The organism is Streptomyces sp. SAS_281 (genome assembly GCF_052542855.1).
The window spans coordinates 1-26682 of the sequence record NZ_JBMNDO010000045.1 but is presented as its reverse complement, the minus strand read 5'-3'; the positions used below and the strand labels follow the sequence as shown (position 1 = coordinate 26682).

General features: G+C 72.8%; 25 protein-coding genes. 11 read left to right on the top strand and 14 right to left on the bottom strand.

The features are described 5' to 3' along the window. Positions 1-129: 129 nt before the first annotated feature. Genes ACN6LM_RS18810 through ACN6LM_RS18790 form a run of 5 tightly spaced genes read right to left on the bottom strand, consistent with a single transcriptional unit; the run spans position 130 to position 5702 of the window. Positions 130-927: a type III pantothenate kinase gene (locus tag ACN6LM_RS18810; RefSeq protein ID WP_018102267.1), complete on the bottom strand. Its 798-nt coding sequence runs from the start codon at positions 925-927 to the stop codon at positions 130-132. Then, positions 927-1958 (bottom strand): carboxylating nicotinate-nucleotide diphosphorylase, encoded by a 1032-nt coding sequence (gene nadC / locus ACN6LM_RS18805; RefSeq protein ID WP_445066546.1) that lies wholly within the window; start codon positions 1956-1958, stop codon positions 927-929. The genes ACN6LM_RS18810 and nadC overlap by 1 nt, the downstream gene beginning before the upstream one ends. Positions 1959-1960: 2 nt before the next feature. After that, a complete protein-coding gene (locus ACN6LM_RS18800; RefSeq protein ID WP_445066545.1) occupies positions 1961-3700 on the bottom strand; it encodes an L-aspartate oxidase in 1740 nt (579 codons plus the stop codon). Continuing rightward, a complete protein-coding gene (gene panC / locus ACN6LM_RS18795; RefSeq protein ID WP_445066544.1) occupies positions 3697-4713 on the bottom strand; it encodes a pantoate--beta-alanine ligase in 1017 nt (338 codons plus the stop codon). The genes ACN6LM_RS18800 and panC overlap by 4 nt, the downstream gene beginning before the upstream one ends. Then, positions 4713-5702, bottom strand: a complete 990-nt coding sequence (locus ACN6LM_RS18790; protein WP_445066543.1) for a Rossmann-like and DUF2520 domain-containing protein — start codon at positions 5700-5702, stop codon at positions 4713-4715. The genes panC and ACN6LM_RS18790 overlap by 1 nt, the downstream gene beginning before the upstream one ends. Positions 5703-5868: 166 nt before the next feature. Here ACN6LM_RS18790 and ACN6LM_RS18785 point away from each other — a divergent pair, with 166 nt between their 5' ends. Together ACN6LM_RS18785 and ACN6LM_RS18780 are read left to right on the top strand one after the other, a co-directional pair. Continuing rightward, the gene (locus tag ACN6LM_RS18785) at positions 5869-7059 is read left to right on the top strand and encodes a threonine aldolase family protein (protein ID WP_445066542.1); all 1191 of its coding nucleotides are present in this window, start codon (positions 5869-5871) and stop codon (positions 7057-7059) included. 68 nt (positions 7060-7127) lie between these two features. After that, positions 7128-8243: a DUF5937 family protein gene (locus ACN6LM_RS18780; RefSeq protein ID WP_445066541.1), complete on the top strand. Its 1116-nt coding sequence runs from the start codon at positions 7128-7130 to the stop codon at positions 8241-8243. Positions 8244-8248: 5 nt separating this feature from the next. Here the strand turns inward: ACN6LM_RS18780 and ACN6LM_RS18775 are convergent, their stop codons facing one another. Beyond that, the gene (locus ACN6LM_RS18775; protein WP_445066540.1) at positions 8249-8923 is read right to left on the bottom strand and encodes a response regulator; all 675 of its coding nucleotides are present in this window, start codon (positions 8921-8923) and stop codon (positions 8249-8251) included. A 25-nt stretch (positions 8924-8948) separates the two neighbouring features. After that, the gene (locus ACN6LM_RS18770; RefSeq protein WP_445066539.1) at positions 8949-10166 is read right to left on the bottom strand and encodes a sensor histidine kinase; all 1218 of its coding nucleotides are present in this window, start codon (positions 10164-10166) and stop codon (positions 8949-8951) included. A gap of 94 nt (positions 10167-10260) precedes the next feature. Between ACN6LM_RS18770 and ACN6LM_RS18765 the strand changes: the two genes are divergently transcribed. Then, a complete protein-coding gene (locus ACN6LM_RS18765; protein WP_445066538.1) occupies positions 10261-11262 on the top strand; it encodes an SAM-dependent methyltransferase in 1002 nt (333 codons plus the stop codon). A 57-nt stretch (positions 11263-11319) separates the two neighbouring features. Further along, entirely contained in the window at positions 11320-12462 is a 1143-nt protein-coding gene (locus ACN6LM_RS18760; RefSeq protein ID WP_445066537.1) for an NADH-quinone oxidoreductase subunit D, read from the top strand. 42 nt (positions 12463-12504) lie between these two features. Here the strand turns inward: ACN6LM_RS18760 and ACN6LM_RS18755 are convergent, their stop codons facing one another. The 4 genes from ACN6LM_RS18755 to ACN6LM_RS18740 all read right to left on the bottom strand — a co-directional run bounded on the left by ACN6LM_RS18755 (position 12505) and on the right by ACN6LM_RS18740 (position 16032). After that, on the bottom strand, positions 12505-13485 hold the full coding sequence (locus tag ACN6LM_RS18755) for a hypothetical protein (RefSeq protein ID WP_445066536.1): 981 nt from the start codon (positions 13483-13485) through the stop codon (positions 12505-12507). 105 nt (positions 13486-13590) lie between these two features. Beyond that, positions 13591-14568, bottom strand: coding sequence for an ABC transporter substrate-binding protein (locus ACN6LM_RS18750; protein ID WP_445066535.1), 978 nt, complete (start codon positions 14566-14568; stop codon positions 13591-13593). A gap of 83 nt (positions 14569-14651) precedes the next feature. Then, positions 14652-15326, bottom strand: coding sequence for an ABC transporter permease (locus tag ACN6LM_RS18745; RefSeq protein WP_445066534.1), 675 nt, complete (start codon positions 15324-15326; stop codon positions 14652-14654). Between the two features lies 1 nt (position 15327). Beyond that, positions 15328-16032 (bottom strand): ABC transporter permease, encoded by a 705-nt coding sequence (locus tag ACN6LM_RS18740; RefSeq protein ID WP_445066533.1) that lies wholly within the window; start codon positions 16030-16032, stop codon positions 15328-15330. A 131-nt stretch (positions 16033-16163) separates the two neighbouring features. Here ACN6LM_RS18740 and ACN6LM_RS18735 point away from each other — a divergent pair, with 131 nt between their 5' ends. After that, positions 16164-17351, top strand: a complete 1188-nt coding sequence (locus tag ACN6LM_RS18735) for a betaine/proline/choline family ABC transporter ATP-binding protein (protein WP_445066532.1) — start codon at positions 16164-16166, stop codon at positions 17349-17351. A 9-nt stretch (positions 17352-17360) separates the two neighbouring features. Here the strand turns inward: ACN6LM_RS18735 and ACN6LM_RS18730 are convergent, their stop codons facing one another. Beyond that, positions 17361-18482 carry an alpha/beta hydrolase gene (locus ACN6LM_RS18730; protein ID WP_445066531.1) on the bottom strand — a complete coding sequence of 374 codons (1122 nt, stop codon included), beginning with the start codon at positions 18480-18482 and terminating at the stop codon, positions 17361-17363. Positions 18483-18622: 140 nt separating this feature from the next. Here ACN6LM_RS18730 and ACN6LM_RS18725 point away from each other — a divergent pair, with 140 nt between their 5' ends. From ACN6LM_RS18725 to ACN6LM_RS18700, 6 genes are all read left to right on the top strand, one after another. Further along, the gene (locus tag ACN6LM_RS18725) at positions 18623-20452 is read left to right on the top strand and encodes a phosphatidylglycerol lysyltransferase domain-containing protein (protein WP_445066530.1); all 1830 of its coding nucleotides are present in this window, start codon (positions 18623-18625) and stop codon (positions 20450-20452) included. A gap of 30 nt (positions 20453-20482) precedes the next feature. After that, positions 20483-21337 (top strand): dihydropteroate synthase, encoded by an 855-nt coding sequence (gene folP, locus ACN6LM_RS18720; protein WP_445066529.1) that lies wholly within the window; start codon positions 20483-20485, stop codon positions 21335-21337. Next, positions 21334-21855 (top strand): nuclear transport factor 2 family protein, encoded by a 522-nt coding sequence (locus ACN6LM_RS18715; protein ID WP_445066528.1) that lies wholly within the window; start codon positions 21334-21336, stop codon positions 21853-21855. The genes folP and ACN6LM_RS18715 overlap by 4 nt, the downstream gene beginning before the upstream one ends. Before the next feature lie 211 nt (positions 21856-22066). Next, positions 22067-22426, top strand: a complete 360-nt coding sequence (folB, locus tag ACN6LM_RS18710; RefSeq protein ID WP_445066527.1) for a dihydroneopterin aldolase — start codon at positions 22067-22069, stop codon at positions 22424-22426. Continuing rightward, complete coding sequence (folK, locus tag ACN6LM_RS18705) at positions 22423-23034, top strand: 2-amino-4-hydroxy-6-hydroxymethyldihydropteridine diphosphokinase (protein WP_164403115.1); 612 nt, start codon at positions 22423-22425, stop codon at positions 23032-23034. The genes folB and folK overlap by 4 nt, the downstream gene beginning before the upstream one ends. A gap of 67 nt (positions 23035-23101) precedes the next feature. Further along, positions 23102-23587 carry a DUF3180 domain-containing protein gene (locus ACN6LM_RS18700; RefSeq protein WP_445066526.1) on the top strand — a complete coding sequence of 162 codons (486 nt, stop codon included), beginning with the start codon at positions 23102-23104 and terminating at the stop codon, positions 23585-23587. Positions 23588-23630: 43 nt separating this feature from the next. On the opposite strand, the gene folE is transcribed toward ACN6LM_RS18700, so the two are convergent. Both folE and ftsH read right to left on the bottom strand, forming a co-directional pair. Further along, on the bottom strand, positions 23631-24236 hold the full coding sequence (gene folE / locus ACN6LM_RS18695) for a GTP cyclohydrolase I FolE (RefSeq protein ID WP_445066525.1): 606 nt from the start codon (positions 24234-24236) through the stop codon (positions 23631-23633). 151 nt (positions 24237-24387) lie between these two features. Then, the gene (gene ftsH / locus ACN6LM_RS18690) at positions 24388-26412 is read right to left on the bottom strand and encodes an ATP-dependent zinc metalloprotease FtsH (RefSeq protein ID WP_164403118.1); all 2025 of its coding nucleotides are present in this window, start codon (positions 26410-26412) and stop codon (positions 24388-24390) included. Positions 26413-26682: the final 270 nt, after the last annotated feature.

Sequence of the window (26682 nt, the reverse complement as noted above, 5' to 3'; positions counted from 1 at the left end):
GTGATCCGTAGGGCGTGGGCATGACGCGACAATACGTGCTAAAGGGACAAAATCGGCTTAACTGGTCGTCAGTGGCGCGGCGGCTCCGGAGCGCCGTCGCACCCGGAGCCGCCGGTCAGCGGCCTGTTCCTACAGCCGCGACACGTTGCGCTCGTACACCAGACGGAGCCCGATGAGGGTCAGCCAGGGTTCGTGCTCGTCGATGACGGAGGACTCGCCCAGCACCATCGGAGCAAGGCCGCCCGTCGCGATGACGGTGACGTCGTCCGGGTCGGCCGCCAGCTCCTTCTTCATCCGCTCCACGACCCCGTCGACCTGGCCGGCGAAGCCGTAGATGATGCCCGCCTGCATGGCCTCGACCGTGTTCTTGCCGATGACGCTGCGCGGCCGGGCCAGTTCGATCTTGCGGAGCTGGGCGCCCTTGACGCCCAGCGCCTCGACGGAGATCTCGATGCCGGGCGCGATGACACCGCCGGTGTACTCGCCCCGGGCCGAGACCGCGTCGAAGGTGGTGGCCGTGCCGAAGTCGACCACGATCGCCGGACCGCCGTACAGGTCGACGGCGGCGACCGCGTTGATGATGCGGTCCGCGCCGACCTCCTTCGGGTTGTCCATCAGGATCGGCACCCCGGTCTTGATGCCCGGCTCCACGAGCACGGCGGGGACGTCGCCGTAGTAGCGGCGGGTCACCTCGCGCAGCTCGTGCAGCACGGCCGGGACGGTGGAGCAGATCGCGATGCCCTCGATGCCGTCGCCCAGCTCCATGCCGAGCAGCGGATGCATGCCCATGAGGCCCTGGAGCAGCACGGCGAGCTCGTCCGCGGTGCGGCGGGCGTCCGTGGAGATCCGCCAGTGCTCGACGATCTCCTCGCCGTCGAACAGGCCGAGGACGGTGTGGGTGTTCCCGACGTCGATGGTGAGCAGCATCAGGCGCCGGCCCCGTCGGTGTCGCGGAAGTCCAGCCCGATGTCCAGGATCGGCGAGGAGTGGGTCAGCGCGCCCACGGCCAGGTAGTCGACGCCGGCCTCCGCGTAGGCGCGGGCCGAGTCGAGGGTGAGCCGGCCGGAGGACTCCAGGAAGGCGCGTCCGCCGGTCAGGGCGACCGCTCCGGCGGTCTCGGCCGGGGTGAAGTTGTCCAGCAGGATCAGGTCGGCGCCCGCGTCCAGCACCTCGGTGAGCTGGGCCGGCGTGTCCACCTCGACCTCGATCGGGACGTCCGGGAACTCCTCCCTGACCCGCTTGAACGCCTCGGCCACCCCGCCCGCCGCGATGACGTGGTTGTCCTTGACGAGCGCGGCGTCGGACAGCGAGAACCGGTGGTTGACCCCGCCGCCGCAGCGCACGGCGTACTTCTCCAGGGCGCGCAGCCCCGGCGTCGTCTTGCGGGTGTCGCGGACCTTGGCCCCGGTGCCCTCCAGCACGTCGGCCCAGGCGCGGGTGGCGGTGGCGATGCCGGAGAGCCGGCAGAGCAGGTTGAGGGCGCTGCGCTCGCCGGTGAGCAGGTCGCGGGTGCGGGTGGTGACGGTCAGCAGCTTCTGGCCGGGGGCGACGCGGTCGCCGTCCTCGACGTGCCGCTCGACCTCGAACTCGGAGGTGCAGACGATCGACAGGACCGCCTCCGCCACGCGCAGCCCGGCCACCACACCGGCCTCGCGGGCGGTGAAGTCACCCGTGGCCACGGCGTCCTCGGCGACGGTGGCGAAGGTCGTGACGTCCACCCCGCCGTCCAGGTCCTCGGCGATGGCGAGGTGCGCGATGTCCTCGACCTGGATGGGGTCCAGGCCGGATTCGGCGAGGAGCTGGGCGAGCGCGGGGTCGAGCCCGCACTCCTCGTACTCCTCGCCGTCGCCGCAGCCGCAGCCGTCCCCGCAGCCGCCCGCGGCGGGGGCGGGCGCGCCGACCCGGATCAGCGGTACGTCCACGGGAGTGGGGCGCGGATTCTCTTCGGGCGTGCTCACGGTTACGGCTCCTCGGGAGTGGGGTGGGTGGTGCTCGTCGCTGCGCAGTCTGCTGCCCCGGGCGCGTCCACGGGCCCGAACGCCTCGCTATCCGTCCGACGGAGGACGAGACCGTCCTCGGGGTCGAGCCGTACGACGAGGTGGCGGCGCCAGTCCGCGTCGTCGCGCTCGGGCCGGTCCTCGCGCCAGTGGCAGCCCCGGGTCTCCTCGCGGGCGCGGGCGGCGGCGACCAGGACCCGGGCGACGAGCAGCAGGTTGGTGGCCTCCCACGCCTCGACGCCGGGCACCGCGGGCTTGGTCTCCGTCGCCCCCGCGTCGCGGGCGGCGAGGCTCAGCTCCTCCAGCTCCTCCAGCTCGTCCGCCGCGGCGGCCAGGCTCTCGGCGGAGCGCAGCACCCCGGCACCCCGGGTCATGGCGCGCTGGACCGTGAGCCGGGTCTCGGGGGCCTGGAGCGGGACGGGGGCCCCGACGGGCCCGACGGCCTCGCCCGCGCGGGGGCGGTCGGCGACGATGCCGGCGGCGATGCGCTCGGCGAAGACGAGTCCTTCGAGCAGCGAGTTGGAGGCCAGCCGGTTCGCGCCGTGCACCCCGGTGCAGGCGACCTCGCCGCAGGCGTACAGGCCGGGGACGGTCGTACGGCCCCGCAGGTCGGTGCGGACGCCGCCGGACGCGTAGTGCGCGGCGGGGGCCACGGGGATGGGCTCGGTGACCGGGTCGATGCCGTGGGACCGGCAGGCGGCCAGGATGGTCGGGAAGCGCTGCTCCCACATCTCGGCGCCGAAGTGGCGGCCGTCGAGGTACATGTGGTCGGTGCCCTTGAGCTGCATCTGGCGCGTGATGCCCTTGGCGACGATGTCGCGCGGGGCCAGCTCCGCCAGTTCGTGCTGCCCGGTCATGAAGCGCGTGCCGGAGGCGTCGACCAGGTGGGCGCCCTCGCCGCGTACCGCTTCGGAGACCAGCGGCTGCTGGCCCTCGGAGCCGGCGCCGAGGAAGAGGACCGTGGGGTGGAACTGGACGAACTCCAGGTCCGAGACCTCGGCGCCGGCCCGCAGCGCGAGCGCCACGCCGTCGGCGGTGGAGACCGAGGGGTTGGTGGTGGCGGAGAAGACCTGGCCCATGCCGCCGGTGGCCAGGACCACGGCCGGGGCGTTGACCGCGCCGACGCCGTCGTGCTGGCCCTCGCCCATCACGTGCAGCGTGACACCGGCGGTACGGCCTTCGGCGTCGGTGAGGAGGTCGAGCACGAGGGCGTTCTCGATGGTGTGGAGGGCGGCGGCACGGACCGCCTCCACCAGGGCGCGGGAGACCTCGGCGCCGGTCGCGTCGCCGCCCGCGTGGACGATGCGGCGGCGGTGGTGGCCGCCCTCGCGGGTGAGGGCCACGGAGCCGTCGTCGGCGGTGTCGAAGCGGGCGCCGGTCTCCATCAGCCGGCGCACCGCGCCCGGGCCGTCGGTGACCAGCGCCCGCACCGCGGACTCGTCGCAGAGGCCGACGCCGGCGACCAGGGTGTCGTCCAGGTGCTGTTCGGGGGTGTCGCCCTCGCCGAGGGCCGCGGCGATGCCGCCCTGGGCCCAGCGGGTGGAGCCGGCGTCGAGACGGGCCTTGGTCACCACGACGGTGGCGAGGCCCGCCGCGGCACAGCGCAGGGCGGTGGTGAGCCCGGCGACGCCGGAGCCGACGACCACGACGTCGGCGTCGATGGACCAGCCGGGTGCGGGGGCGGTCAGCCGTATTCCGGTCACGGGGTCGCTCCGAAGGTGAGGGGGATGTTGTCGATGAGGCGGGTGGCGCCGACCCGGGCGGCGACGGCGAGGATCGCCTCACCGGCCGCGCGGTCGTCGGGGATCTCGGTGAAGTCGGCCGGGTCCACGAGCGCCACGTAGTCCAGGGCGAGCGGCGGGCTCGCGGCCTCCGCCTCCTCCAGGACCGTGCGGGCGGCGGCGCGCACGGCGGCGGGTCCGGCGTCCGGCCGGGCCCGGGCGACCGTCTGGGCGTCGGCCGCGAGCCGGGCCTCGCCGAGCCGGTTGAGTCCGGCGGCCCGGTCCTCGGTGGCGCCGGTGGCCTGGGCGCGGGCGTGCAGGGCGGTCTGGGCGGCGAGGCGGTCGCGGGCCGCGAACAGGGCGCGGGACAGGGCGAGCGCGGTGCGGCGCTCGTGCGTGTCGAGGAAGCGGTTGCGGCTGGACAGCGCGAGGCCGTCCGGCTCCCGGACCGTCTCCACACCGGTGATCTCCACCGGGAAGTTCAGATCGCGCGCCATGCGCCGGATCAGCGCCAGCTGCTGGGCGTCCTTCTGCCCGAAGAACGCGGTGTCCGGCCGGGTGAGGTGGAGCAGCTTGGCGACGACGGTGAGCATGCCGTCGAAGTGCCCGGGGCGCGATGCCCCTTCCAGGCGCTCGCCCATCGGGCCCGCCGAGATCCGGACCTGCGGCTCGCCGCCCGGGTAGACCTCGTCCACGGAGGGGGCGAAGACCACGTCGGCGCCGGCCGCGCCGGCCACCGCGAGGTCGGCGTCGAGCGTGCGCGGGTAGCGGTCGAGGTCGGCGGCCTCGCCGAACTGGAGCGGGTTGACGAAGACGGTGACGACGACCTGCCCGGCGGGGCCCGCGTGGGCGCGGGCGGCACGGATGAGCGAGGCGTGGCCCTCGTGCAGGGCGCCCATCGTCATGACGACGGCCCGCCGCCCCTCGGGGGCGTACGCGTGCAGCTCGGCGGCCGTGTTCAGCAGGACCGGGGCGGTGGACGTGGTGGCGGTCATCAGGACTCCTCCGGTCCGGTGCCGGTGTCGCCGGAAGAGGCCGGGCCGCCGTCCGGGGCGGGACCCCGCGTGCCCGCGCCGCCGTCGGCCAGCGCGTCCAGCAGCTCCTCGGCCAGCTCCGGCTTGAGCAGGCCGTGGGCGAGGGCGCGGTCCGCCGTGGCGCGGGCCATCGCCACGTAACCGGCGACCGTCTGCGGGGCGTGGGCGCGCAGCTCCCCGAGGTGCGCGGCGACCGTGCCGGCGTCGCCGCGCGCGACCGGTCCGGTGAGCGCCGCGTCGCCGGAGCGCAGGGCGTTGTCCAGGGCGGCGCCGAGCAGGGGGCCGAGCATCCGGTCGGGGGCGGTGACCCCGGCGGTGCGCAGCAGCTCCATCGACTGGGCGACCAGGGTCACCAGGTGGTTCGCGCCGAGGGCGAGGGCCGCGTGGTAGAGCGGACGGGACTCCTCCGCGATCCATTCCGGCTCGCCGCCCATCTCGATGACCAGCGCCTCCGCGGCGAGCCTCAGCTCGTCCGGCGCGGTGACCCCGAAGGAGCAGCCGGCCAGTCGCTGGACGTCCACGGAGGTGCCGGTGAACGTCATCGCGGGGTGCAGGGCGAGCGGCAGGGCGCCGGCGCGGCGCGCGGGGTCCAGCACCTTCGTCCCGTACCGCCCGGAGGTGTGGACGAGGAGCTGTCCGGGGCGGACCGCCCCGGTCTCGGCCAGGCCCTCGACCAGCCCCGGGAGGGCGTCGTCGGGGACGGTCAGCAGGACGAGGTCGGCGCGCGCGAGGACGTCGGCGGGCGTCACGAGGGGGACGTCGGGGAGGAGGTCGGCGGCGCGCCCCCGCGAGGCGTCGGAGACCCCGGAGACGGCGACCGGGCGGTGTCCGGCGAGGGCGAGGGAGGCGGCCAGGGCGGGGCCGACACGGCCCGCCCCCACCACGCCGACGGTGAGCCGGGCGGGGCGGTCCCTCGCGTCGAGGGGGTCCTTGGGAGCTGTTGCGTTCACGCTGCGGGCCTTCCGTTCCAGTCCGCGGGGGGTACCGGACGATTCCCTTGCATGCTACGCCAGCGGCCGCCCCGTCCTCCCGTCTGTCCACAGGCTGTGGATACCGCTCCGGGCGGGCCCCGGAATCGCGGTGGGCAGACCCGGCCTTCTGCGTGATGATCGTCCCATGGCAGACATGAACACGCAGGTGGCGGACGAGACGGCGGAGCCGGAAAGCGAGGAGGCGTGGCGGTCGCGGCGGATCGCCGCGTGGCGGCGGGCCGGGCGCGCGCTGTCCCGCAATCCGCAGGACCGCACGCTCGGTGAGCAGCTGGCCGCCCTGGCGGCGGACGCCGGAACGGTCACCGACCCGGAACTCCCGGCGGACATCTACGGGGACGGTGTCATCGGCGAGCTGGAGCAGCGGGTCGCCGCCCTGCTGGGCACGGAGGCCGCCGTGTTCTTCCCGACCGGGACGATGGCGCAGCAGGTCGCGCTGCGCTGCTGGGCCGCACGCACCGGCAACCCCGTGGTCGCCCTGCACCCGCTCGCCCACCCGGAGGTGCACGAGAACGGCGCCTTCGGTGCGGTGAGCGGGCTGCGCACGGTCCACCCGACGACCGCTCCGAGGCTGCCGACCGCCGAGGAGGTCCGCGACTTCCCGGAGCCGTTCGGCACGCTGATGCTGGAGCTGCCGCTGCGGGACGCCGGTTTCGTGCTGCCCGCCTGGGAGGAGCTGGAGGCCGTGGTGGCCGCCGCGCGCGACCGCGACGCCGTCGTCCACTTCGACGGGGCCCGGCTGTGGGAGTGCGCCACGCACTTCGGGCGCGGGCTGCCGGAGATCGCCGCGCTCGCGGACAGCGTGTACGTGTCGTTCTACAAGTCCCTGGGCGGGATCTCCGGGGCCGTGCTCGCCGGTTCCGCCTCGCTCGTCGAGGAGGCCCGCCTCTGGCGGCACCGGTACGGCGGTCAGCTCTTCCAGCAGTTCCCGGCGGCGGTCGCGGCCCTGGCCGGGCTCGACCGGGAGCTGCCGAGGCTGCCGTCGTACGTGGAGCACGCGAAGGTGGTGGCCGGGGCGCTGGCCGAGGGGTTCGAGGCGGCCGGCGCGGGCTGGTCCCGGGTGCACCCCGAGGTGCCGCACACGCACCAGTTCCAGGTGTGGCTGCCGTACGACGCGGAGGCGCTGAGCCGGGCGTCGGTGCGGCAGGCGGAGGAGACGGGCGTGGTGCTCTTCCGCCGCTGGTTCACGCCGGACACGGGGGCGCCGGGGGTCGCGTTCACCGAGGTGACGGTGACGGAGGCGGGGCTGGAGTGGAGCGCCGAGGACGTCCGGGACGCGGTGGCGGCGTTCCTGGAGCGGGTGGAAGGGAAGAGCTGAGCCGGCGGGAGGGCTGAGGCGGCGGGGCCCCGGGCCCGGCTGTCACACCCACCCGGCACCATGGACCGGTGAGCGTCACCATCGGCATCGCGGGCCTCGACCCCGCCCGCATCGTCTTCCGGACCTCCCCGCTCGTGGAGCTGGGCGTCGCCCTGCACGCCCTCTCCGAGCCGGGGCACCACCCGGGCCTGCACGGCTGGGCGACGGCCACCGCCACGGCCCTGGAGCCCGATCTCGCCGACCGGCTGCACGAGGCGGAGTTCCTGTGGCGGAACACCTTCTCGGACATCTTCATGCCGTCCGCCGGGGTCGGGGGCGACGGCATGCCGGGCGACACCCTCGCCGCCGAGCTGGACATCCTGGACCGGCTGGACGACGACCGGTTCGTCTCCGCCGCCCTGGAGTTCACCTGCGCCGCGTTCTACGGGACCGGCGCGGCCTCCCCGCTGCGCAACGCGGAGGCGCGCGCCCGGGCGCTGGACATGGCGGCGGCACGCGGTCCGCGCCAGGTGGACTTCACCGAGCGGCTGCTGGCCGACCCGGCTCCGGTACGCCGCTGGCTGCGCCGCCTGTTCGAGGACTGCGACCAGGCGTTCTTCGCGGACACCTGGGAGCGGACGCGCATCCAGCTGGTGGCGGACGCGCGGCACAAGACGGACCTGCTGCGGCGCAAGGGGCTCGCCGAGGCGATCCGGGCGGTCTCGCCCGCGCTCTCGCTCGACGCGGACGGCGGCCGGATCAGCGTCGACAAGCTGGCGGAGGGGGCGACCACCGCGACGGACCCCGCCGTCGGCCCCGGACTCACGCTCATCCCGACCAGCTTCGGCTGGCCGCATCTGATGGTGCTGCACGCCCCGGGCTGGCGCCCGGTGATCCACTACCCGGTGCACCGGCCGGAGCTGCCCGCGCCCGCCTCGGTGGAGCTGCTCCAGCTGCGGCTGGAGGCGCTGGCGCACCCGATGCGGATGCGGCTGTGCCGGAACATCGCGCGTTCCCCGTACACCACCGGTGAACTCGCCGACACGAACGGGATCACCGCGCCCGAGGTCTCCCGCCATCTCTCGGTGCTCAAGAAGGCCGGTCTGGTCACGACCCGGCGCCGGGGCCGGTACGTGCTGCACCAGCTGGACCTGACCGTGGTGGCCCGGCTCGGCAGCGACTTCCTGGAAGGGATCCTCCGCTAGCTGTTTCAGCCCGCGCCGCCGCCGGCGCGGACCAGTCCCGTCTCGTACGCGAGGACGACGACCTGCACCCGGTCGCGCAGGGACAGCTTGGTCAGGATGCGGCCGACATGGGTCTTCACGGTCGCCTCGGAGAGCACCAGGCGCCCCGCGATCTCGCCGTTCGACAGGCCCTGCGCGACGAGCAGCATCACCTCGCGCTCGCGTTCGGTGAGCCTGGCGATGTCCTTGTGCTGCGGTTCCTGGGTGCCGCTGGGCAGCATCGGCGAGAAGCGGTCGAGCAGCCGGCGGGTGGTGGACGGGGCGACGACGGCGTCCCCGCTGTGCACGGAGCGGATCGCGGCGAGCAGTTCGCCCGGCGGCACGTCCTTCAGCATGAAGCCGCTGGCCCCTGCCTTCAGCCCGGAGAACGCGTACTCGTCCAGGTCGAACGTGGTCAGGATCAGCACCTTCGGCGGGTCGGGCTCCGCGCAGATGCGGCGGGTGGCCTCGACGCCGTCCAGCTTCGGCATGCGGACGTCCATCAGCACCACGTCCACGGCGGTGGCGCGCAGGATGTCGATCGCCTCCGCGCCGTCGCCGGCCTCGGCGACCACCTCCATGTCGGGCTGGGCGGCGAGCACCATCCGGAATCCGGTGCGCAGCAGCACCTGGTCGTCGACGAGCATCACGCGGATCGCCATGGGGGCCTGTTCTCTCCTCGTTCGTTCAGCGGTCGGCGGCCTTGAGCGGCAGCAGCGCGCTGATCCGGAATCCTCCGCCGGGGCGCGGCCCGGCGTCCAGTGTGCCGCCGACCATGCCGACCCGTTCCCGCATGCCGATCATGCCGTGGCCGGCGCCGTCGGCGCCCCCGTCCTCGTACAGCTCGTGCGCGGCGCCCCGCCCGTCGTCCTCGACCAGCAGGCCGAGCCCGTCGTCGAAGTAGACCAGCCGCACGCTGGCCCCGGCGTGCGGGCCGCCGTGCTTGCGGGTGTTGGTCAGGGCCTCCTGCACGATGCGGTACGCGGTCAGCTCGACGCCGCTCGGCAGCGGGCGGGCGGTCCCCTCGACCTTGAAGTCCACCGCAAGGCCGGCCTTGCGGACCTGCTCGATCAGGTCCTCGATCTGCTCGACGTCCGGCTGCGGGACGTACTCCCCGCTCTCCTGCGCGTCGCCCGTCCGCAGCACCCCGAGCAGCCGCCGCATCTCCGCGAGCGCCTGGCGGCCGGTGCTGGAGATGGTCTCCAGCGCCTGCCGGGCCTGGTCGGGCGCCGCGTCCATGACGTAGGCGGCTCCGTCGGCCTGCACCACCATCACGGAGACGTTGTGCGCGACGACGTCGTGCAGTTCGCGGGCGATACGGGCCCGTTCGGCGGCCACCGCGACCTTCGACTGGGCCTCGCGCTCCCGCTCCAGACGGGCCGCCCGTTCCTCCAGCTGGTCGAAGTAGGCCCGCCGGGTCCGCATCGAGTCGCCGAGCACCCAGGCCAGCACGAACGGCACCGTCAGCACGACGACGACGAACAGCGTCTGCGCCCAGTTGCGCGGCACGCCCTCCTCGTCCGGCCAGCGGAGCTGGGACAGCGTGGCGGCGGTCAGGCTGCACGCCAGGGCGAGCCGGGAGGCCCAGCGCTCACCGACGGTGGCCACCGTGAAGGTGATGACGAGCATCGCGAAGTTCGCGACGGTCGGCCGGACACCGCAGATCAGCTGGACGACGCCCATCGCGATGGCGAGCAGCAGCATCTTCTCCGGCGCGCGGCGGCGCAGCGCGACGACGAGGCAGAGGCCGAGGACGACCGGCACGACCGCGATCCGTTCGAGACGCCCGCCGTGCCCGACGTCGCCCACCACGATGGTCATGCCGGAGAGCCCGAGGAGGAAGACAGCCCAGAAGCTGTCGACGCCCGTCGGGTGTCTGCGGATGAAATCGTAGAGGCGCTGCACGTGACCCAGCGTAAAGAAGGCCGGGGGCCGCCGGGTCAACCGAAGGGCCGATCCGCGTCCCTGGACCGTACTCCCCAAGGTGGAGACTGGGCCCGTGACGGATGAGTGGCGCGGGTGGCAGGACGCGGCGGAGACCGCTCTCTACGGCGACGAGGGTTTCTACCGGCGCCCCGAGGGCCCCGCGGGTCACTTCCGTACCTCTGTGCACGCGTCACCGCTGTTCGCCACCGCCGTCGCCCGGCTCCTGGTGCGCACGGCGGCGGACCTCGGCACCGTGCACGTGGATCTGGTCGACATGGGCGCCGGGCGCGGGGAACTCGTCACCGGCGTCCTCGCCGCGCTCCCGGCCGAGGGAGGGGCGGACCTCGCGGTGCGCGCGTACGCCGTGGAGCTCGCCGCCCGCCCCGAGGGCCTGGACCCCCGGGTGGAGTGGTGCGCCGAGCCGCCGCACGGGGCGCGCGGGCTGCTCTTCGCCAACGAGTGGCTGGACAACGTGCCGCTCCCCGTCGCGGAGACGGACGCCGGGGGCGTCGAACGGTACGTCGAGGTCCGCGCCTCCGACGGCGCGGAGCGGCTGGGCGCTCCGGTGACCGGCGCGGACGCGGAGTGGCTGCGCCGCTGGTGGCCGTCGGCCGGACCGGGCAGCCGGGCGGAGATCGGCCGCCCGCGCGACGAGGCGTGGGCGGCGGCGGTGTCGTCCCTGTCCGCCGGGCTCGCGGTGGCGGTGGATTACGCGCACGTACGCGGGGAGCGCCCGCCCTTCGGCACGCTCACCGGTTTCCGCGCGGGCCGCGAGGTCCGGCCGGTGCCGGACGGGAGCTGCGACCTGACGGCGCACGTGGCCCTGGACGCGTGCGCGGCGGCGGCCGGCCCGCCCGCGCACCTGCGGACCCAGCGCGAGGCCCTGGCGGCCCTGGGCATCACGGGCGAACGCCCGCCCCTGACCCTGGCGTCGGCGGACCCGCCCGCGTACCTCCGCGCCCTGTCCACGGCGGGCGAGGCGGCGGAACTGACGGCGAAGGGCGGCCTGGGCGACTTCGGGTGGCTGGAACACGTGCTCAGCCCCGCCGCACCCTCAAGCCCCTCCGGCGATTGAGGGTGCGGGGCCCGGGGCAGAGCCCCTCACCAACGGCGCGCAAGGAATACTGACCCCATGACGGAGACGACCATCGGCATCGGCGGCGCAGCCGAAAGCACCGACATGGTGCTCAACATCGGCCCCCAGCACCCCTCCACCCACGGCGTGCTCCGCCTCCGCATCGTCCTGGACGGCGAGCGCGTCCAGCACGCCGAACCGGTCGTCGGCTACATGCACCGCGGCGCGGAGAAGCTGTTCGAGGCCCGCGACTACCGCCAGATCATCATGCTCGCCAACCGCCACGACTGGCTCTCCGCGTTCTCCAACGAGCTGGGCGTCGTGATGGCCGTCGAGCGGATGCTCGGCATGGAGGTCCCGGAGCGCGCGGTCTGGACCCGCACCCTGCTCGCCGAGCTGAACCGGGTCCTCAACCACCTGATGTTCCTCGGCTCGTACCCGCTGGAACTCGGCGGGATCACCCCGGTGTTCCACGCGTTCCGGGAGCGCGAGGAGCTGCAAGCGGTGATGGAGGAGGTCTCCGGCGGCCGTATGCACTACATGTTCAACCGGGTCGGCGGCCTCAAGGAGGACCTGCCGGCGGGCTGGCTCGGCCGGGTCCGGGACGCCGTCGCCTCGGTCCGCTCCCGGATGGACGTGTACGACGGACTGGTCCTCGGCAACGAGATCTTCCGGGGCCGCACCCGGGGCGTCGGCGTGCTGTCGGCCGGGGCGGTGCACGCGTACGGGGTGTCCGGGCCGATCGCCCGCGCCTCGGGCGTGGACTTCGACCTGCGGCGCGACGAGCCGTATCTCGCGTACGGAGAGCTGTCGGAGACGCTGAAGGTCGTCACCCGGACCGAGGGCGACTGCCTGGCCCGGTTCGAGTGCCTGCTGGAGCAGACGCACAACGCCCTGGACCTCGCCGACGCCTGCCTGGACCGGATGGCGGACCTGGCGCCGGGGCCGGTCAACCAGCGGCTGCCGAAGGTCCTCAAGGCCCCCGAGGGCCACACGTACGCCTGGACCGAGAACCCGCTCGGCGTCAACGGCTACTACCTGGTGTCCAAGGGCGAGAAGACCCCGTACCGGCTGAAGCTGCGCTCGGCGTCGTTCAACAACATCCAGGCGCTCACCGAACTGCTGCCGGGCACGCTGGTCGCCGACATGGTGGCGATCCTGGGCTCGCTGTTCTTCGTCGTCGGCGACATCGACAAGTAACGCGCCATCGCCACCCGGCGGGCGCCGACGCCCGCCACCGCGTTACGAGATCGCGCTGCGCAGCACCGCCACGTCCAGCTGCTCCGTCTCGTCGTGCGCGGTGAGGTCGATGACCTTGCCGACGGCGCGGTCCTCCGGCGCGTCCGGGCGCTGCGCGGCCAGGACCTCCTCGCCCACCACGTCGGCCAGGTCCTCGTTCTGCACGGCCTCGATGGCGGCGCGCTCGGCCGCGGCGGGCACGGCCTTCTGCGTACCGAAGAAGTCGAAGCCGCCCTGCGGCACCAGGTGGCGGCGGGACGCGGCGTACGGGACGACCGCGCTGGCGGCCGGAACCGGGCGCGGGGCGGGCGGCTGCACGGCGGGCCGGGTGGCGGGCAGGGCGGCCCGCGGCTCCTCAGCCTCCCGGGCGCGCTCCGCGGTCTCCCGGTGCCGGGCCGCGTCCTCGGCGATCCGGCGGCCCTTCTGGAGCGCCGCGTTGCGCGGGAGGTCGGCCAGCGCGCGGGCGGCGCGGGCGTAGGCGTCCGGGGTGGGGGTGGAGCGGGCGGGGGGCAGGGCGCGGGCGGGCGCGGACGCCTCGATCGCGAGCTTCCGCCGGCTCTCCAGGACGCTGGCGCGCTCGGTCTCCGCGTTGGCGTACCGCCGCAGCAGCGCGGCGTGTTCGCCCCGCAGACCGGCCAGCTCGACGCGCTTGCGGCGCAGCTTCGTCTCCAGGCGGGCGCGGATCTCCCGCGCCTCCTCCAGATCCGCTTCGAGCTCCGCCGCGCGCTCCTCGGCGCGCCACTCGTCACTGGCGCGGGCGCGCGTCAGCTCGGCGACACGACGGCCCGCCTCGCGGTCCCAGCCGCGCATGAGGACCGCGCCGGTGACGGCGGCCGCCGCCGCGGCCGCGACCAGCGCGCGCAGGACCATGGGTTCGGTCAGCAGCCAGGCTCCCGCGGCACAGGCGACCGACGCTCCGGCGACTGCCGAAGGCGGAAGGATTCTGTGCAGTGGTGGCGAATGGCGATGGCGTCCACGTGGCATGGCCCGAAATTTACCGTGTGCGCGGCGCACTTGGGGAGCCGCCCGGCAATCTGTGCCCGGCAAGTTACCCGGCGGCTCCCGCTGCCCGTTCTCCGGGCGCCTTCGCTACTTCTTGATCAGTCCCTTCGACTGGAGATATTCGCGGGCCACATCGGCCGGCTTGGCGCGCTCCGCGTCGACCTTGCGGTTCAGTTGTGCGAGGTCCTCGGTCGTGAGTGCGCCGGTGAGCTTGCCGAGCGCGTCGGCTATCTCCTGGTCCCCGGCGTCCTTCGCGTTCAGGACCGGCAGGACGTTGTCCGCGTTCTGGAGCTTCTTGTCGTCGTCCAGGAACACCAGGTCGTACGTGTCGAGCACGGCGTCGGTGGTGGTGGTCAGGACGAGTTGGTCCTTGCCGTCCTTCACCGCCTGCTTGGACTGCGGGGTGCCGACGCCCTTGGGGTCGATTCCGGTGACGTCGATGCCGTACGTCTTCTTGAGCCCGGGTGCGCAGAAGGGCCGCACCTCGCACTCGTCGCCCGCCGCGACCTTGACGCCGATCTTCGCGGCGCCGAGATCGGAAAGCGTCTTCAGCTTGTGCTTGTCGGCGAATTCCCTGGTCACCGCGAACGCGTTCTGGTCGACGGCCTTCCCCGCCGGAAGGACCTTCAGTCCGCGCGGCTCGGCGAGCTTCTTCAGGGCGGCGACGGTGGCGGCGGTGTCGCCCGACGCGACCGGATCGGCCTCGGCCTTCTTCGCCCCGTTCGCCTTCGCGTTGAGGAATTCGGCGATCGTCGCCGCGTATTCCGGTACGACGTCGATCTCGCCCTTCTCCAGGGAGGGTTCGTACAGTTCGCGGTTCTTCACGGTGGTGACCGAGGTGCTGTAGCCGGCGTCCTCGAGGATCTGCGCGTACAGCTCGGCGAGCACCTTGGATTCGGTGAAGGCGGCGGCGCCGACGACGAGCGAGCCCTTCTTGCCGGAGTCCTGGCCCCCGGCCGGGGCGCCCTTGTCCTCCTCCAGGCTGTCCCCGCCGCACGCGGCGAGCGAGCCCGCGAGCGCGAGGATGCCGATGACGGCGCCGGCCACGCGTGAGGTCCTGGTCATGTTCTTCTCCGTCCACGGCGGCGACGCCGTATGCGACAAGTGGTGGATGTACGACATGTGTGACGAGTCGGGTGGGCCGGGGCTCAGGCCGGCCGGCGGCGGCGCAGCGGGGACAGCAGGCGGTCGACGGCCACCAGGACGGCCTCCACCAGCAGGGCGAGCACGGCGACCAGCAGGGCCCCCGCCACCACCTGCGCGGTGTCGTACGTGTTGAACCCGGCGGTGATGATGCGGCCGAGGCCGCCCTGCCCGACCATGGCCGCGATGGTCGCCGTCGCCACGACCTGGACGGCAGCCGATCGCAGCCCGGTCATGATCAGCGGGTACGCGAGGGGGAGCTCGACGCGCAGGAAGAGCTGGCCGCCCGACATGCCCATCCCGCGCGCCGCCTCCGCCACCGAGCGGTCCACCTCGGTCATCCCCACGTAGGCGTTGGTGAGCAGCGGCGGCACGGCGAACAGCACCAGGGCGGTGATCGTCGGTATGTACCCCGCGTTGCGCAGGGGCGAGACCATGAAGAGGGCCAGCACCGCGAAGACGGGCACCGCGCGCCCCACGTTGGCCAGGTTGACCGCGAGGGCGCCGCCCTTCCTGATGTGGCCCAGGTACAGCGCGAGGGGCAGGGCGACGGCGCAGGCCAGGGCGAGCGCCACACCGCTGACGTACAGATGCTCGCCCAGCCGGTGGGCGGCCCCGCTCTCCCCGGACCAGTTGGCACCGGTGGTGAGCCAGGCCCAGGCGTCCCCGAGAACTCCCATGTCAGACCGCCTCCGCCTTCGCCGGGCCGGTCGCGGCGGCACGTATGCGCGTCCAGGGCGTCAGCAGCCGCTGGAGACCGAGCAGCAGGAGGTCCGCGACGACCGCGAGCAGCACGCAGAGCACCGAGGCGGCCAGCACCTGGGCCTTGAAGAAGCTCGGCAGCGCGTCCTCGATGAGATTGCCCAGGCCGCCCCGGCCGACGATCGAACCGACCGTCGTCAGCGCGATCGTCGACACCGTGGCGATCCGTATCCCCGCCATCAGCGCGGGCAGCGCGAGCGGCAGCTCCACCTCCCACAGCAGGCGGACCGGCCCGTACCCCATGCCGTGCGCGGCCTCCTTCGCCTCCGCGGGCACCGCTTCCAGGCCCGCCAGGATGTTGCGTACGAGGATGGTCAGCGAATACAGCACGAGCCCGGTGACCACCAGGGCGGCGGAGAGCCCGAGCAGGGGCAGCAGGAGCGAGAACATCGCGAGCGACGGCACGGTGTAGAGCACCGTCGTCAGCCCGAGGACCGGTCCGGCGAACCGGCGGCCCCTGCGTGCGAGGAGCGCCAGCGGGAAGGCGACGGCCACACCGATCGCGACCGAGACGGCGGTGATCCAGATGTGCTGGACGGTGGCGTCCGTCAACTCCTGGCTGCGGGAACGGAGATACTCCCCGCAGATCCAGTCGTTCGTCACCAGGCAGTTCTGTCCGGCCATCCGTCCCCCCACCTCCCGTTCGCCTTCTCGTACTGATGTCCGGCGAGCCTATCCTCGACCACTGACAATCGCCGGAGCCGTTGTGTTCCAGCAACATGTCCTTCACAGAACACCCGCGACAATGGGGAACCATGATCCGTTTCGAGCACGTCACCAAGCGGTATGCGGACGGCACCACCGCCGTCGACGGCCTTTCCTTCGAGGTCGCCGAGGGTGAACTGGTCACGCTCGTCGGACCGTCGGGCTGCGGCAAGACGACCACCATGAAGATGGTGAACCGGCTGATCGAACCGACCGACGGCCGGATATTCCTCGACGGGGACGACATATCGGCCATCGACCCCGTCCAACTGCGCCGTCGCATCGGCTATGTGATCCAGCAAGTGGGCCTCTTCCCGCACCGGACAGTCCTGGAGAACACCGCCACCGTTCCCCATCTGCTCGGCTGGAAACGCCAAAAGGCGCGCGCCCGCGCCGCCGAACTCCTCGACCTTGTCGGACTCGATCCTTCCGTTTATGGCGACCGCTATCCCGAACAGCTCTCCGGCGGACAGCGCCAACGCGTGGGAGTCGCACGGGCGCTGGCCGCCGACCCGCCCGTCCTGCTGATGGACGAGCCGTTCGGCGCGGTCGACCCCGTGGTGCGCGAGCACCTTCAGAACGAATTCCTGAGACTTCAGGAACAGGTCCGCAAAACCGTTCTGTTCGTCACCCACGACATCGAGGAAGCGGTCCGTCTCGGCGACCGCATCGCCGTCTACGGGCAGGGCTCGATCGAGCAGTTCGACACCCCCGCCACCGTGCTCGGCGCCCCCGCCAACGCCTATGTCGCGGACTTCGTCGGCGCCGACCGGGGCCTCAAGCGGCTCTCGGTCACCCCCGTCGAGGAGAGCGACCTCGACCACCCGCCCGTCGTCCACCTGGACGACCCGCTGTCCACCGCGACCGACCGCCTCCGCGCGGAGGGCGCCCGCTGGGCCGTCGTCCTGGACCGCGACGAGCACCTGCACGGCTGGATCCCCGCCGGTGACACGCGTACCGGTTCCGAGGGCGCCGTCCGCGACCACGCCCGCCGCATGGAGGCGTGGCTCCCCCTCGGCGCCCCGCTCAAGCAGGCATTCGCCACCATGCTCCAGCACGACGCCGGCTGGATCGCCGTCATCGACGAGGCGGGCGAGGGCCGCTTCCTTGGCGTGCTCACCCCGGCCCGCCTGCACGAGGCGCTGCGCCGCTCGGTCGGCGCGGACGGCCGCGCGGTCCCCCGCGCGGAGGTGGAGGTCGAGAGCGTCACCGGTGTCACGGAGGCCGCGAAGGGCTGAGCCCGCCCCTCAGCTCTCGCTCAGCCGGCTGCTCAGCCACTCCAGGGCGGCCGGGATCTCCCGGCGCCACGTGTTGAAGTTGTGCCCGCCGCTGTCCAGCACGATCGAGGAGACCTGCGCCGGCTGCTTCACCTCGGCCACGAACTTCTGCGTGTCGGCGTAGTTCGCCTCGCCCTGGCGCGAGGTCGTCACCAGGAACGAGGAGTCCGGCTGCGGCCTGTTGTCCAGCGTCCACAGCAGGTCCGCGCGGCGCCGCGCCGCCTCGTCGCCGTGGAAGAGGTCGCCCGTCGTCGGGTCCTCGGCCGCCTTGTAGTACGCGGAGAGCCCCGCGCTCGCGGTGTACCGGCCCGGGTGGTGCAGCCCGATCTTCAACGCGCAGTAACCGCCCGTCGAGTTGCCGATGATGCCCCAGTTCCGGGCCCGTTTGCCGACCCGGTACCCGGCCGAGACCGCCCGGGGCACGTCGTCCGCGAAGAACGTCTCCGTCTTCGGACCGCCCTCTATGTCCACGCACTCGGTGTCCCGGGGCGGCGCCACCGTCGGACGCAGCATCACCAGGACCATCGGCTGCGCCCGTCCGGCCTTCACCCGTTCGAGTGCCGTTCGCGGATAGCGCAGCCCCTTGATCAGGTTCTCCGAGGTGCCCGGGTAACCGGTGAGCACCACCACCGCCGGGAACTTCCGCCGCGAAAACGCCGGCTGGAAGTACTCCGGCGGCAGATACACGTACGCCGAACTCTCGATGCCCGAGTGCTTCCCCGCGATCACGACCTTGTCGATCCGGCCGCCCACCCTGGGCAGCGCCCCGCCCGGCACGTCCGGCCGCTGCGAGCCCACCCGGACGATGTTCTTCGCCGCCAGCGTCCCGGCCGCGTGGTCGGTGATCACGCCCAGCTCCTGCTTGCGGCCGAACAGATCCGCCCAGGAGCCGTAGAAGAGGAAGCTGTTGTTGGCCAGCAGGCCGACCGTGGCGAACACCGCCACCTGGGTCGCGAGCAGCATGCCCACCCGGCCGAGCACGGCGGGCGCGCTGCGCCGGGCGAGCCTCGGCCAGCACCAGACGGTGACGGTGAACAGCACGACGGCCAGCGCGATCGCGAGGAACAGCACCGGTTTGCCCGTAAGGCCCATGACGGGTGAACTTTCTGTCAGGAAATTTCCGGGCAGCGGGTGAACCCGCGGCCCGGAAGGATCGTCCTAGAGGTCGCACATCGTCCGCAGGGCTCCGGCCACCGGACTCCAGGAAATCTCTCGCGGAACCACGGGAAGCGATGTCTGTCACGCTAGATGGGGATAAATCAGGATCGGTTCCGGTTCGCGCACGCACGTTCGCGGGCGGGCCCCGGCCGGAGGCCGTGCCCGCGCTCGTCGGCACCGCGTGCACCGCCGTCGGACTGATCGACGTCGCCGCCGGAGTCTTCCCTCGTTTCCGGCACAGCCGCATGCACACCCTCGCCGAAGTGCTCCCCGGGGCCCTCGGCCCGTTCGCCGCCGCGCTCTCGCTCAGCGCCGGCGTCCTGCTACTCCTCCTGGCCCACGGCCTCAAGCGGCACAAGCGCCGGGCCTGGCGCGCCGCGGTCGTCCTGCTCCCGGCGGGCGCGCTGGCCCAGTTCAGCTACCGGCACTCGATCCTCGGCACCCTGGTCTCGCTGGCGCTGTGCTACCTGCTCGTACGCCACCGGCGCGAGTTCGCCGCCCTGCCCGACCCGCGCAGCCGGTGGCGGGCCCTGGCCAACTTCGTCCTGCTCGGCGCCGGTTCGCTCGGCCTCGGTCTGGTCATCGTCAGCGCCCACCCCCGCCGCCTGGTCGGCAGTCCCAGCATCGCCGACCGGCTCCAGCACGTGCTGTACGGCCTGGTCGGCTTCGAGGGGCCCGTCGACTACTCCGGGGACACCTCCTGGACCGTCGGCTGCTCGCTCGGCGCCCTCGGCCTGCTGACCGCCGTCACCACCATCTACCTGGCCTTCCGCCCCGAACACCCGGCCGCCCGGCTCACCGAGGACGACGAGGCCCGGCTGCGCGCCCTGCTGGAACGGCACGGCGGACGCGACTCGCTCGGCCACTTCGCGCTCCGCCGCGACAAGGCCGTCGTCTTCTCGCCCAGCGGCAAGGCCGCCGTCTGCTACCGCGTGGTCTCCGGCGTGATGCTCGCCAGCGGCGACCCGATCGGCGACGTGGAGGCGTGGCCCGGGGCGATCGAGCGCTTCATGGACGAGGCGCGGGCGCACTCCTGGGCCCCCGCCGTCATGGGGTGCGGCGAGACCGGCGGCGAGGTCTGGACCCGCGAGACCGGACTCACCGCCCTGGAGCTGGGCGACGAGGCGGTGGTCGACGTCGCGGATTTCTCCCTCGCCGGGCGCGCGATGCGCAACGTACGCCAGATGGTGAAGCGCATTGAGCGCAACGGCTACGAGACCCGCGTCCGGCGCGTGGCCGACATCGGCGAGGCAGAACTCGCCCGCATCCGCCGGGCCGCCGCCGACTGGCGCGGCACCGACACCGAACGCGGATTCTCCATGGCGCTCGGCCGGATCGGCGACACCGCCGACCGGGACTGCTTCGTCGCCACCGCCCACAAGGCGGACGAACAGAGCGCCGACTCCCCGTACGGCGATCTGAAGGCCGTGCTCCACTTCGTGCCCTGGGGCAGCGACGGCATGTCCCTCGACCTCATGCGCCGCGACCGCTCCGCCGACCCCGGCATGAACGAACTCCTGATCGTCGCATCGCTCCAGGCCGCGCCCCGGCTCGGCATCAGCCGGGTCTCGCTGAACTTCGCGATGTTCCGCTCCGCGCTCGCCCGGGGCGAGAAGCTGGGCGCGGGGCCCGTCCTGCGGGTCTGGCGCGGGCTGCTGATCTTCCTCTCGCGCTGGTTCCAGATCGAGTCGCTGTACAAGTTCAACGCCAAGTTCCGGCCGCGCTGGGAGCCCCGCTTCGTGGTCTACCGCACCGCCCGCGACCTGCCGCGCATCTCGTTCGCCGCGATGCAGGCCGAGGGCTTCGTCCACCTCGCGCTCCCCCGCCCCCTGCGGTCCGCCCCCCGCCGCCCCTGCGCCCACGCCCGGCCCCCGGCGGGCGGGCAGGACGCCCGTCCGGCGTAAGGGCGTCCCGTACGGGCCTACGCTGGTCGTATGAGTACGTTGCGCGGGACGGTCCAGGGTCTGCCGGAGTGGGACCGCTGCGCGGTCATGGGGGTCGTCAACGTGACGCCCGACTCCTTCTCCGACGGGGGCCGCTGGTTCGACACCACGGCGGCCGTCAAGCACGGCCTCGACCTGGTCGCCCAGGGCGCCGACCTGGTGGACGTCGGCGGCGAGTCCACCCGCCCCGGCGCCAGCCGGGTGGACGAGTCCGAGGAGCTGCGCCGGGTGGTCCCGGTCGTCCGGGGTCTGGCGTCGGAGGGCGTCACGGTCTCCGTCGACACCATGCGCGCCCGCGTCGCCGAGCAGGCGATCGCCGCCGGCGCGGTCCTCGTCAACGACGTCAGCGGAGGCCAGGCCGACCCGGACATGGTCCCCGTGGTCGCCGCCGCCGGCGCGCCGTTCGTCGTCATGCACTGGCGCGGCTTCAGCGAGTCGATGAACAGCCGGGCGGTGTACGGGGACGTGGTCGGCGAGGTCACCGACGAGCTGCGCGCCCGGATGGACGCGGTGGTCGCCGGCGGCGTCGCCCCGGAACGCCTCGTGATCGACCCCGGGCTCGGCTTCGCCAAGGACGCCCCGCACGACCTCGCGCTGCTGGCCGGCCTCGACGCGCTGCACGCCCTCGGCCGCCCCCTGCTGGTCGCCGCGTCCCGCAAGCGGTTCCTGGGCCACGTGCTGGCCCGCGAGGGTGCCGCCCCGCCGCCCGCCCGCGAGCGCGACGCCGCCACCGCCGCCGTCTCCGCCCTCTCCGCCCGGGCCGGCGCCTGGGCGGTCCGCGTCCACGAGGTACGGGCCACCGCCGACGCCGTCCGGGTCGCCCGCGCCATCGAGGGAGCCGCGTGACCGGGCCGGGCGACGAGGTGGCCCCGGGCGGCGAGACGGCCGGGCCGGGCGGCGAGCACGCGGACGCCGCCGCCGACATCGCGGCCGTCGAGCAGGCCAACACCGCGTACTACGAGGCCGTGGAGCGCGGCGACCTGGACGCGCTGACCGCGGCCTGGCTGCCGAACGAGGAGCTGACGGTCTCCTGCGTCCACCCGGGCTGGCCGGTGCTGAGCGGGCGGCGCGAGGTGCTGCGCAGCTACGCGCTGATCATGGCGCACACGGAGTACATCCAGTTCTTCCTGACCGACGTCGGCGTCTCCATGACCGGCGACACCGCGCTGGTGACCTGCACCGAGAACATCCTCAGCGGCGGCCCCGCCGAGGAGGGGGCCTCGCTCGGCCCCCTCGTCGGGCAGCTCGTCGTCGCCACGAATGTGTTCCGGCACACGCCGGACGGCTGGAAGCTCTGGTCGCACCACGGTTCGCCCGTACTGGCCGAAACCGGTGAGGAAGAGGACGAAGACCCCTCGCCCTGACCCACCCCGCTCCCTTTCCGGGCACGAAAGCCCGCCCGGGGTGATTGGACCCGGCCCCATCGGGGTATCAGCGGCTATCTGTTCCGTGCCCACAGGCCCGGCCCCCACGGGGGAGGGCTGTCGGTGCTCGCGGGTAGATTCGAAATCGGGCACCCGGCCGCCCGCACGCGGCCCCGTGGCCCTACGACCAACGACAGCAGGAGTGATTCGCGTGGATCGTGTCGCGCTGCGCGGCCTCAAGGCCCGCGGGCACCACGGCGTCTTCCCCCGGGAACGGGAAGAGGGACAGACGTTCATCGTGGACCTGGTGCTCGGTCTCGACACCCGCCCCGCGGCAGCCACCGACGACCTCACGAAGACCGTGCACTACGGCGTGGTCGCGGAGGAGGTCGTCGCGGTGGTCCAGGGCGAGCCGGTCGACCTGATCGAGACGCTCGCCGAGCGCATCGCCCAGCAGTGCCTCAAGCACGACGGCGTCGAGGAGGTGGAGGTCGTGGTGCACAAGCCGGACGCGCCCATCACCGTCCCGTTCGACGACGTCACCGTCACCATCACCCGGAGCCGAGCATGACTGCATTTTCCACCGAAGGGCAGAGCGACCCGACCGTACAGCCGGTGCCCGCCTCCGTGGTCGAGCAGGTGGACGCGGCGGACATCACCCTCTCCAACCCCAAACTCGCCGTGCTCTCCCTCGGGGCCAACCTGGGCAACCGCCTGGAGACGCTCCAGGGCGCCATCGACGCCCTGGAGGACACTCCCGGCCTTCGGGTCAAGGCGGTCTCCCCGGTGTACGAGACGGAGCCCTGGGGTGTCGACCCGGGCTCCCAGCCCTCGTACTTCAACGCGGTGATCGTCGTGAAGACGACGCTGCCCCCGTCCTCGCTCCTGGAGCGCGGCCAGGCCATCGAGGAAGCCTTCGAACGGGTCCGCGAGGAGCGCTGGGGTCCGCGCACCATCGACGTCGACATCGTCTCGTACGCGGATGTCGTCTCCGACGACCCCGTGCTCACCCTCCCCCACCCCCGGGCCCGCGAGCGCGCATTCGTCCTCGCCCCCTGGCACGACGTGGACCCCGAGGCGCAGCTGCCCGGCGCGGGCCCGGTCGCCGAGCTGCTGACCGGTGTCGGGCGCGACGGCGTGCTTCCCCGGGCCGACCTGGAACTCCGGCTGCCCGAGTAGTCGTTAGGCTCACAGGACACAGCACGACGATCACGACGGTCACAGGCGGCGAAGGGCGGTTCACCCGGTGAAGCAACTACGGCTCGGGGTCCTGGCCGGCCTCTTCGCCGCCGCCGGAGTCCTGTCCTGGGGCGCCGCCCGCCTCTGGGACTCCCTGGGCACACTGCCGAGCGTCCCGCTCTTCGCGCCCATCGTCCTCGCGCTGATCGCCGTCGTCCTGCTGGCCACGGCGCTGTCCATCCGCGCCCGTCTGCGCGCCCAGCGCGAACGCCGCCCCGGCGCCAAGGGCGTCGAGCCCCTCATGGCCGCCCGCGCCCTGGTCTTCGCCCAGGCGAGCGCCCTGGTCGTCGCCCTGGTCTCCGGCATGTACGGCGGCACGGCCGTCTTCCTGCTCGGCTCCCTGGACAACCCGCCCCGCCGCGACCAGGCCATCTACGCCGGCTTCGCGGTCCTGGCCGGCCTCGCGGTCATCGCCGCCGCCCTCTTCCTGGAACACGTCTGCAAGCTCCCGGACGACAAGGACGACAACAAGCCGGACGCGGCGGCGGCGTAGGGCCGGCGCCGGGTCCGGCTCGTGGGCCGGCCGGGGGGCGGGGTCAGCGCGCCATGATGAGGCTCATGGCCTCGGCGCGCGTCGCGGGGTCGCGCAGCTGCCCGCGCACCGCGGAGGTCAGCGTCTTCGCCCCGGGCTTGCGGATGCCGCGCATCGACATGCACATGTGCTCGCACTCGATGACGACGATGACGCCACGCGGCTCCAGGATCTCCATCAGGGACTCGGCGACCTGCGTGGTCAGCCGCTCCTGCACCTGCGGCCGGCGGGCGTAGACGTCGACCAGCCGGGCCAGCTTCGAGAGACCGGTGATCTTGCCGCTGGTGGCCGGGATGTATCCGACGTGCGCCACCCCGCGGAACGGGACCAGGTGGTGTTCACACGTACTGAACACCTCGATGTCCTTGACCAGCACCATCTCGTCGTGGCCCAGGTCGAACGTGGTGGTCAGGACGTCCTCGGGCTGCTGGTACAGGCCGGCGAATATCTCCTTGTACGCCCGCGCCACCCGGCCCGGCGTCTCCTTCAGGCCCTCACGGTCGGGGTTCTCTCCCACGGCCAGCAGCAGCTCCCGGACGGCGGCCTCGGCACGCTTCTCGTCGAACTCGCCGATCGGCCCCTGGGGGTCCAGCGTCACCGGGTCGGTCATGTGTGCCTCGTTCCTTGAGCTGTCACTGCGGGGGGCATCCGCGCAGGTGTACGGAGAAAGCCGCGCCCCCAACAGGCTAGAACCTGGGGGACGCGGCATCCATTCCGGGCCTGGCGGGAGCCCCGTGACGGGGGCCACACCGGGTTGGTGACTAGCTCTCGGGACGGTCCTCGGGGAGGGCCTCCGTGCTCGGGACGGTGTCCGTGACCGAGCCGGCGGCCGTGCTCGCGCCGTTGGTGAGGGCGAGCTCCTTCGGGGAGAGGACCGGCGGACGGGTGGACGGGGTGCGCCGGGCGGAACCGGTCCACGCGGGGCGGGCCGGGCGCTTGACGATCGGGGCGAAGATCTCGGCGATCTCCTCCTTGCCCAGGGTCTCCTTCTCCAGGAGGCGGAGGACCAGGGTGTCCAGCACGTCACGGTTCTCGACGAGGATCTCCCACGCGTCGTTGTGGGCGGTCTCGATGAGCTTCTTGACCTCTTCGTCCACCAGCGCGGCGACCTCTTCCGAGTAGTCGCGCTGGTGGCCCATCTCGCGGCCCACGAACGGTTCGGTGTTGTCGCCACCGAACTTGATCGCGCCGAGCCGCTCGGTCATGCCGTACTGCGTGACCATCGCACGGGCCGTCGCCGTGGCCTTCTCGATGTCGTTCGCCGCGCCGGTGGTCGGGTCGTGGAAGACCAGCTCCTCGGCCGCCCGCCCGCCCAGCATGTACGCGAGCTGGTCGAGCATCTCGTTGCGCGTCGTGGAGTACTTGTCCTCCTCCGGGAGCACCATCGTGTAACCGAGGGCGCGGCCGCGGGAGAGGATCGTGATCTTGTGGACCGGGTCCGACTGGGGGGAAGCCGCCGCGACCAGGGCGTGTCCGCCCTCGTGGTACGCGGTGATCTTCTTCTCCTTCTCGGACATGATCCGGGTCCGCTTCTGCGGGCCCGCCACGACACGGTCGATGGCCTCGTCCAGCATGGCGTTGTCGATGAGCTTCTGGTTGCTGCGCGCCGTCAGGAGCGCGGCCTCGTTCAGCACGTTCGACAGGTCGGCACCGGTGAAGCCGGGCGTACGGCGGGCGACGGCGCCGAGATCGACGTCCGGGGCGACCGGCTTGCCCTTCTGGTGGACCTTCAGGATCTCCAGACGGCCCTGCATGTCCGGCCGGTCGACCGCGATCTGCCGGTCGAAGCGGCCCGGGCGCAGCAGCGCCGGGTCGAGGATGTCCGGGCGGTTCGTGGCGGCGATCAGGATGACGCCGCCCTTCACGTCGAAGCCGTCCATCTCCACGAGCAGCTGGTTGAGCGTCTGCTCGCGCTCGTCGTGACCGCCACCCATGCCGGCGCCGCGGTGGCGGCCGACGGCGTCGATCTCGTCGACGAAGACGATCGCCGGGGCGTTCGCCTTGGCCTGCTCGAACAGGTCGCGGACCCGGGAGGCGCCGACACCGACGAACATCTCCACGAAGTCGGAGCCGGAGATCGAGTAGAACGGGACGCCCGCCTCGCCCGCGACGGCGCGCGCGAGCAGGGTCTTGCCCGTACCGGGAGGCCCGTAGAGCAGGACGCCCTTGGGAATCTTGGCGCCGACGGCCTGGAACTTGGCCGGCTCCTGGAGGAACTCCTTGATCTCGTGGAGCTCCTCGACCGCCTCGTCCGAGCCCGCCACGTCGGCGAACGTCGTCTTCGGGGTGTCCTTGGTGATCAGCTTGGCCTTGGACTTGCCGAACTGCATGACCTTGGAGCCGCCGCCCTGCATCTGATTCATCAGGAACAGGAAGACGACCACGATGAGGACGAACGGCAGCAGCGAGAAGAGGATCGAGACGAACGGGGACTGCTTCGAGGGCGAGACGGTGTACCCGTCCTTGATGTCGCCGCTCTCGTACTTCTTCTGGAGCATGTCGGCGAGCTGTACGCCCTGGTTGCCGATGTAGCTCGCCTGGAACTTGCTGCCGGACTCGTCGGCCAGCTTCTGGCCGTCCTTCAGTTCGATCTTGATGATGTGATCGTCACCGGTGGTGAGCTTGGCCTGGTCCACCTGGTTCTTGCTGATCGCCTGGATCACCTGTCCGGTGTCCACCGTCTTGTAGCCGCCGCCCGAGCCGACGACATTCATCAACACGACCACGGCGAGGACGGCCAGCACGATCCACATGACCGGCCCACGGAAGTATCGCTTCACGTCCATCCATACGAGGCGAAGACGCCCCGTCCCTCCTGCCCGTAGGTAAATGCTGCTGTGAGTAAAGACTGTTCTTCGGACGGTACCCCAGCATGGTCACCGGCGTCCGCCTCGGACGTCCGGCAATCGCGCCTCGAAGGCTCAACGGCGGGCGGCCCTTGAGGGTTCCCGGCGGGCCCGGGGGGGGGGGGGGGGGGGGGGGGGGGGGGGGGGGGGGGGGGGGGGGGGGGGGGGGGGGGGGGGGGGGGGGGGGGGGGGGGGGGGGGGGGGGGGGGG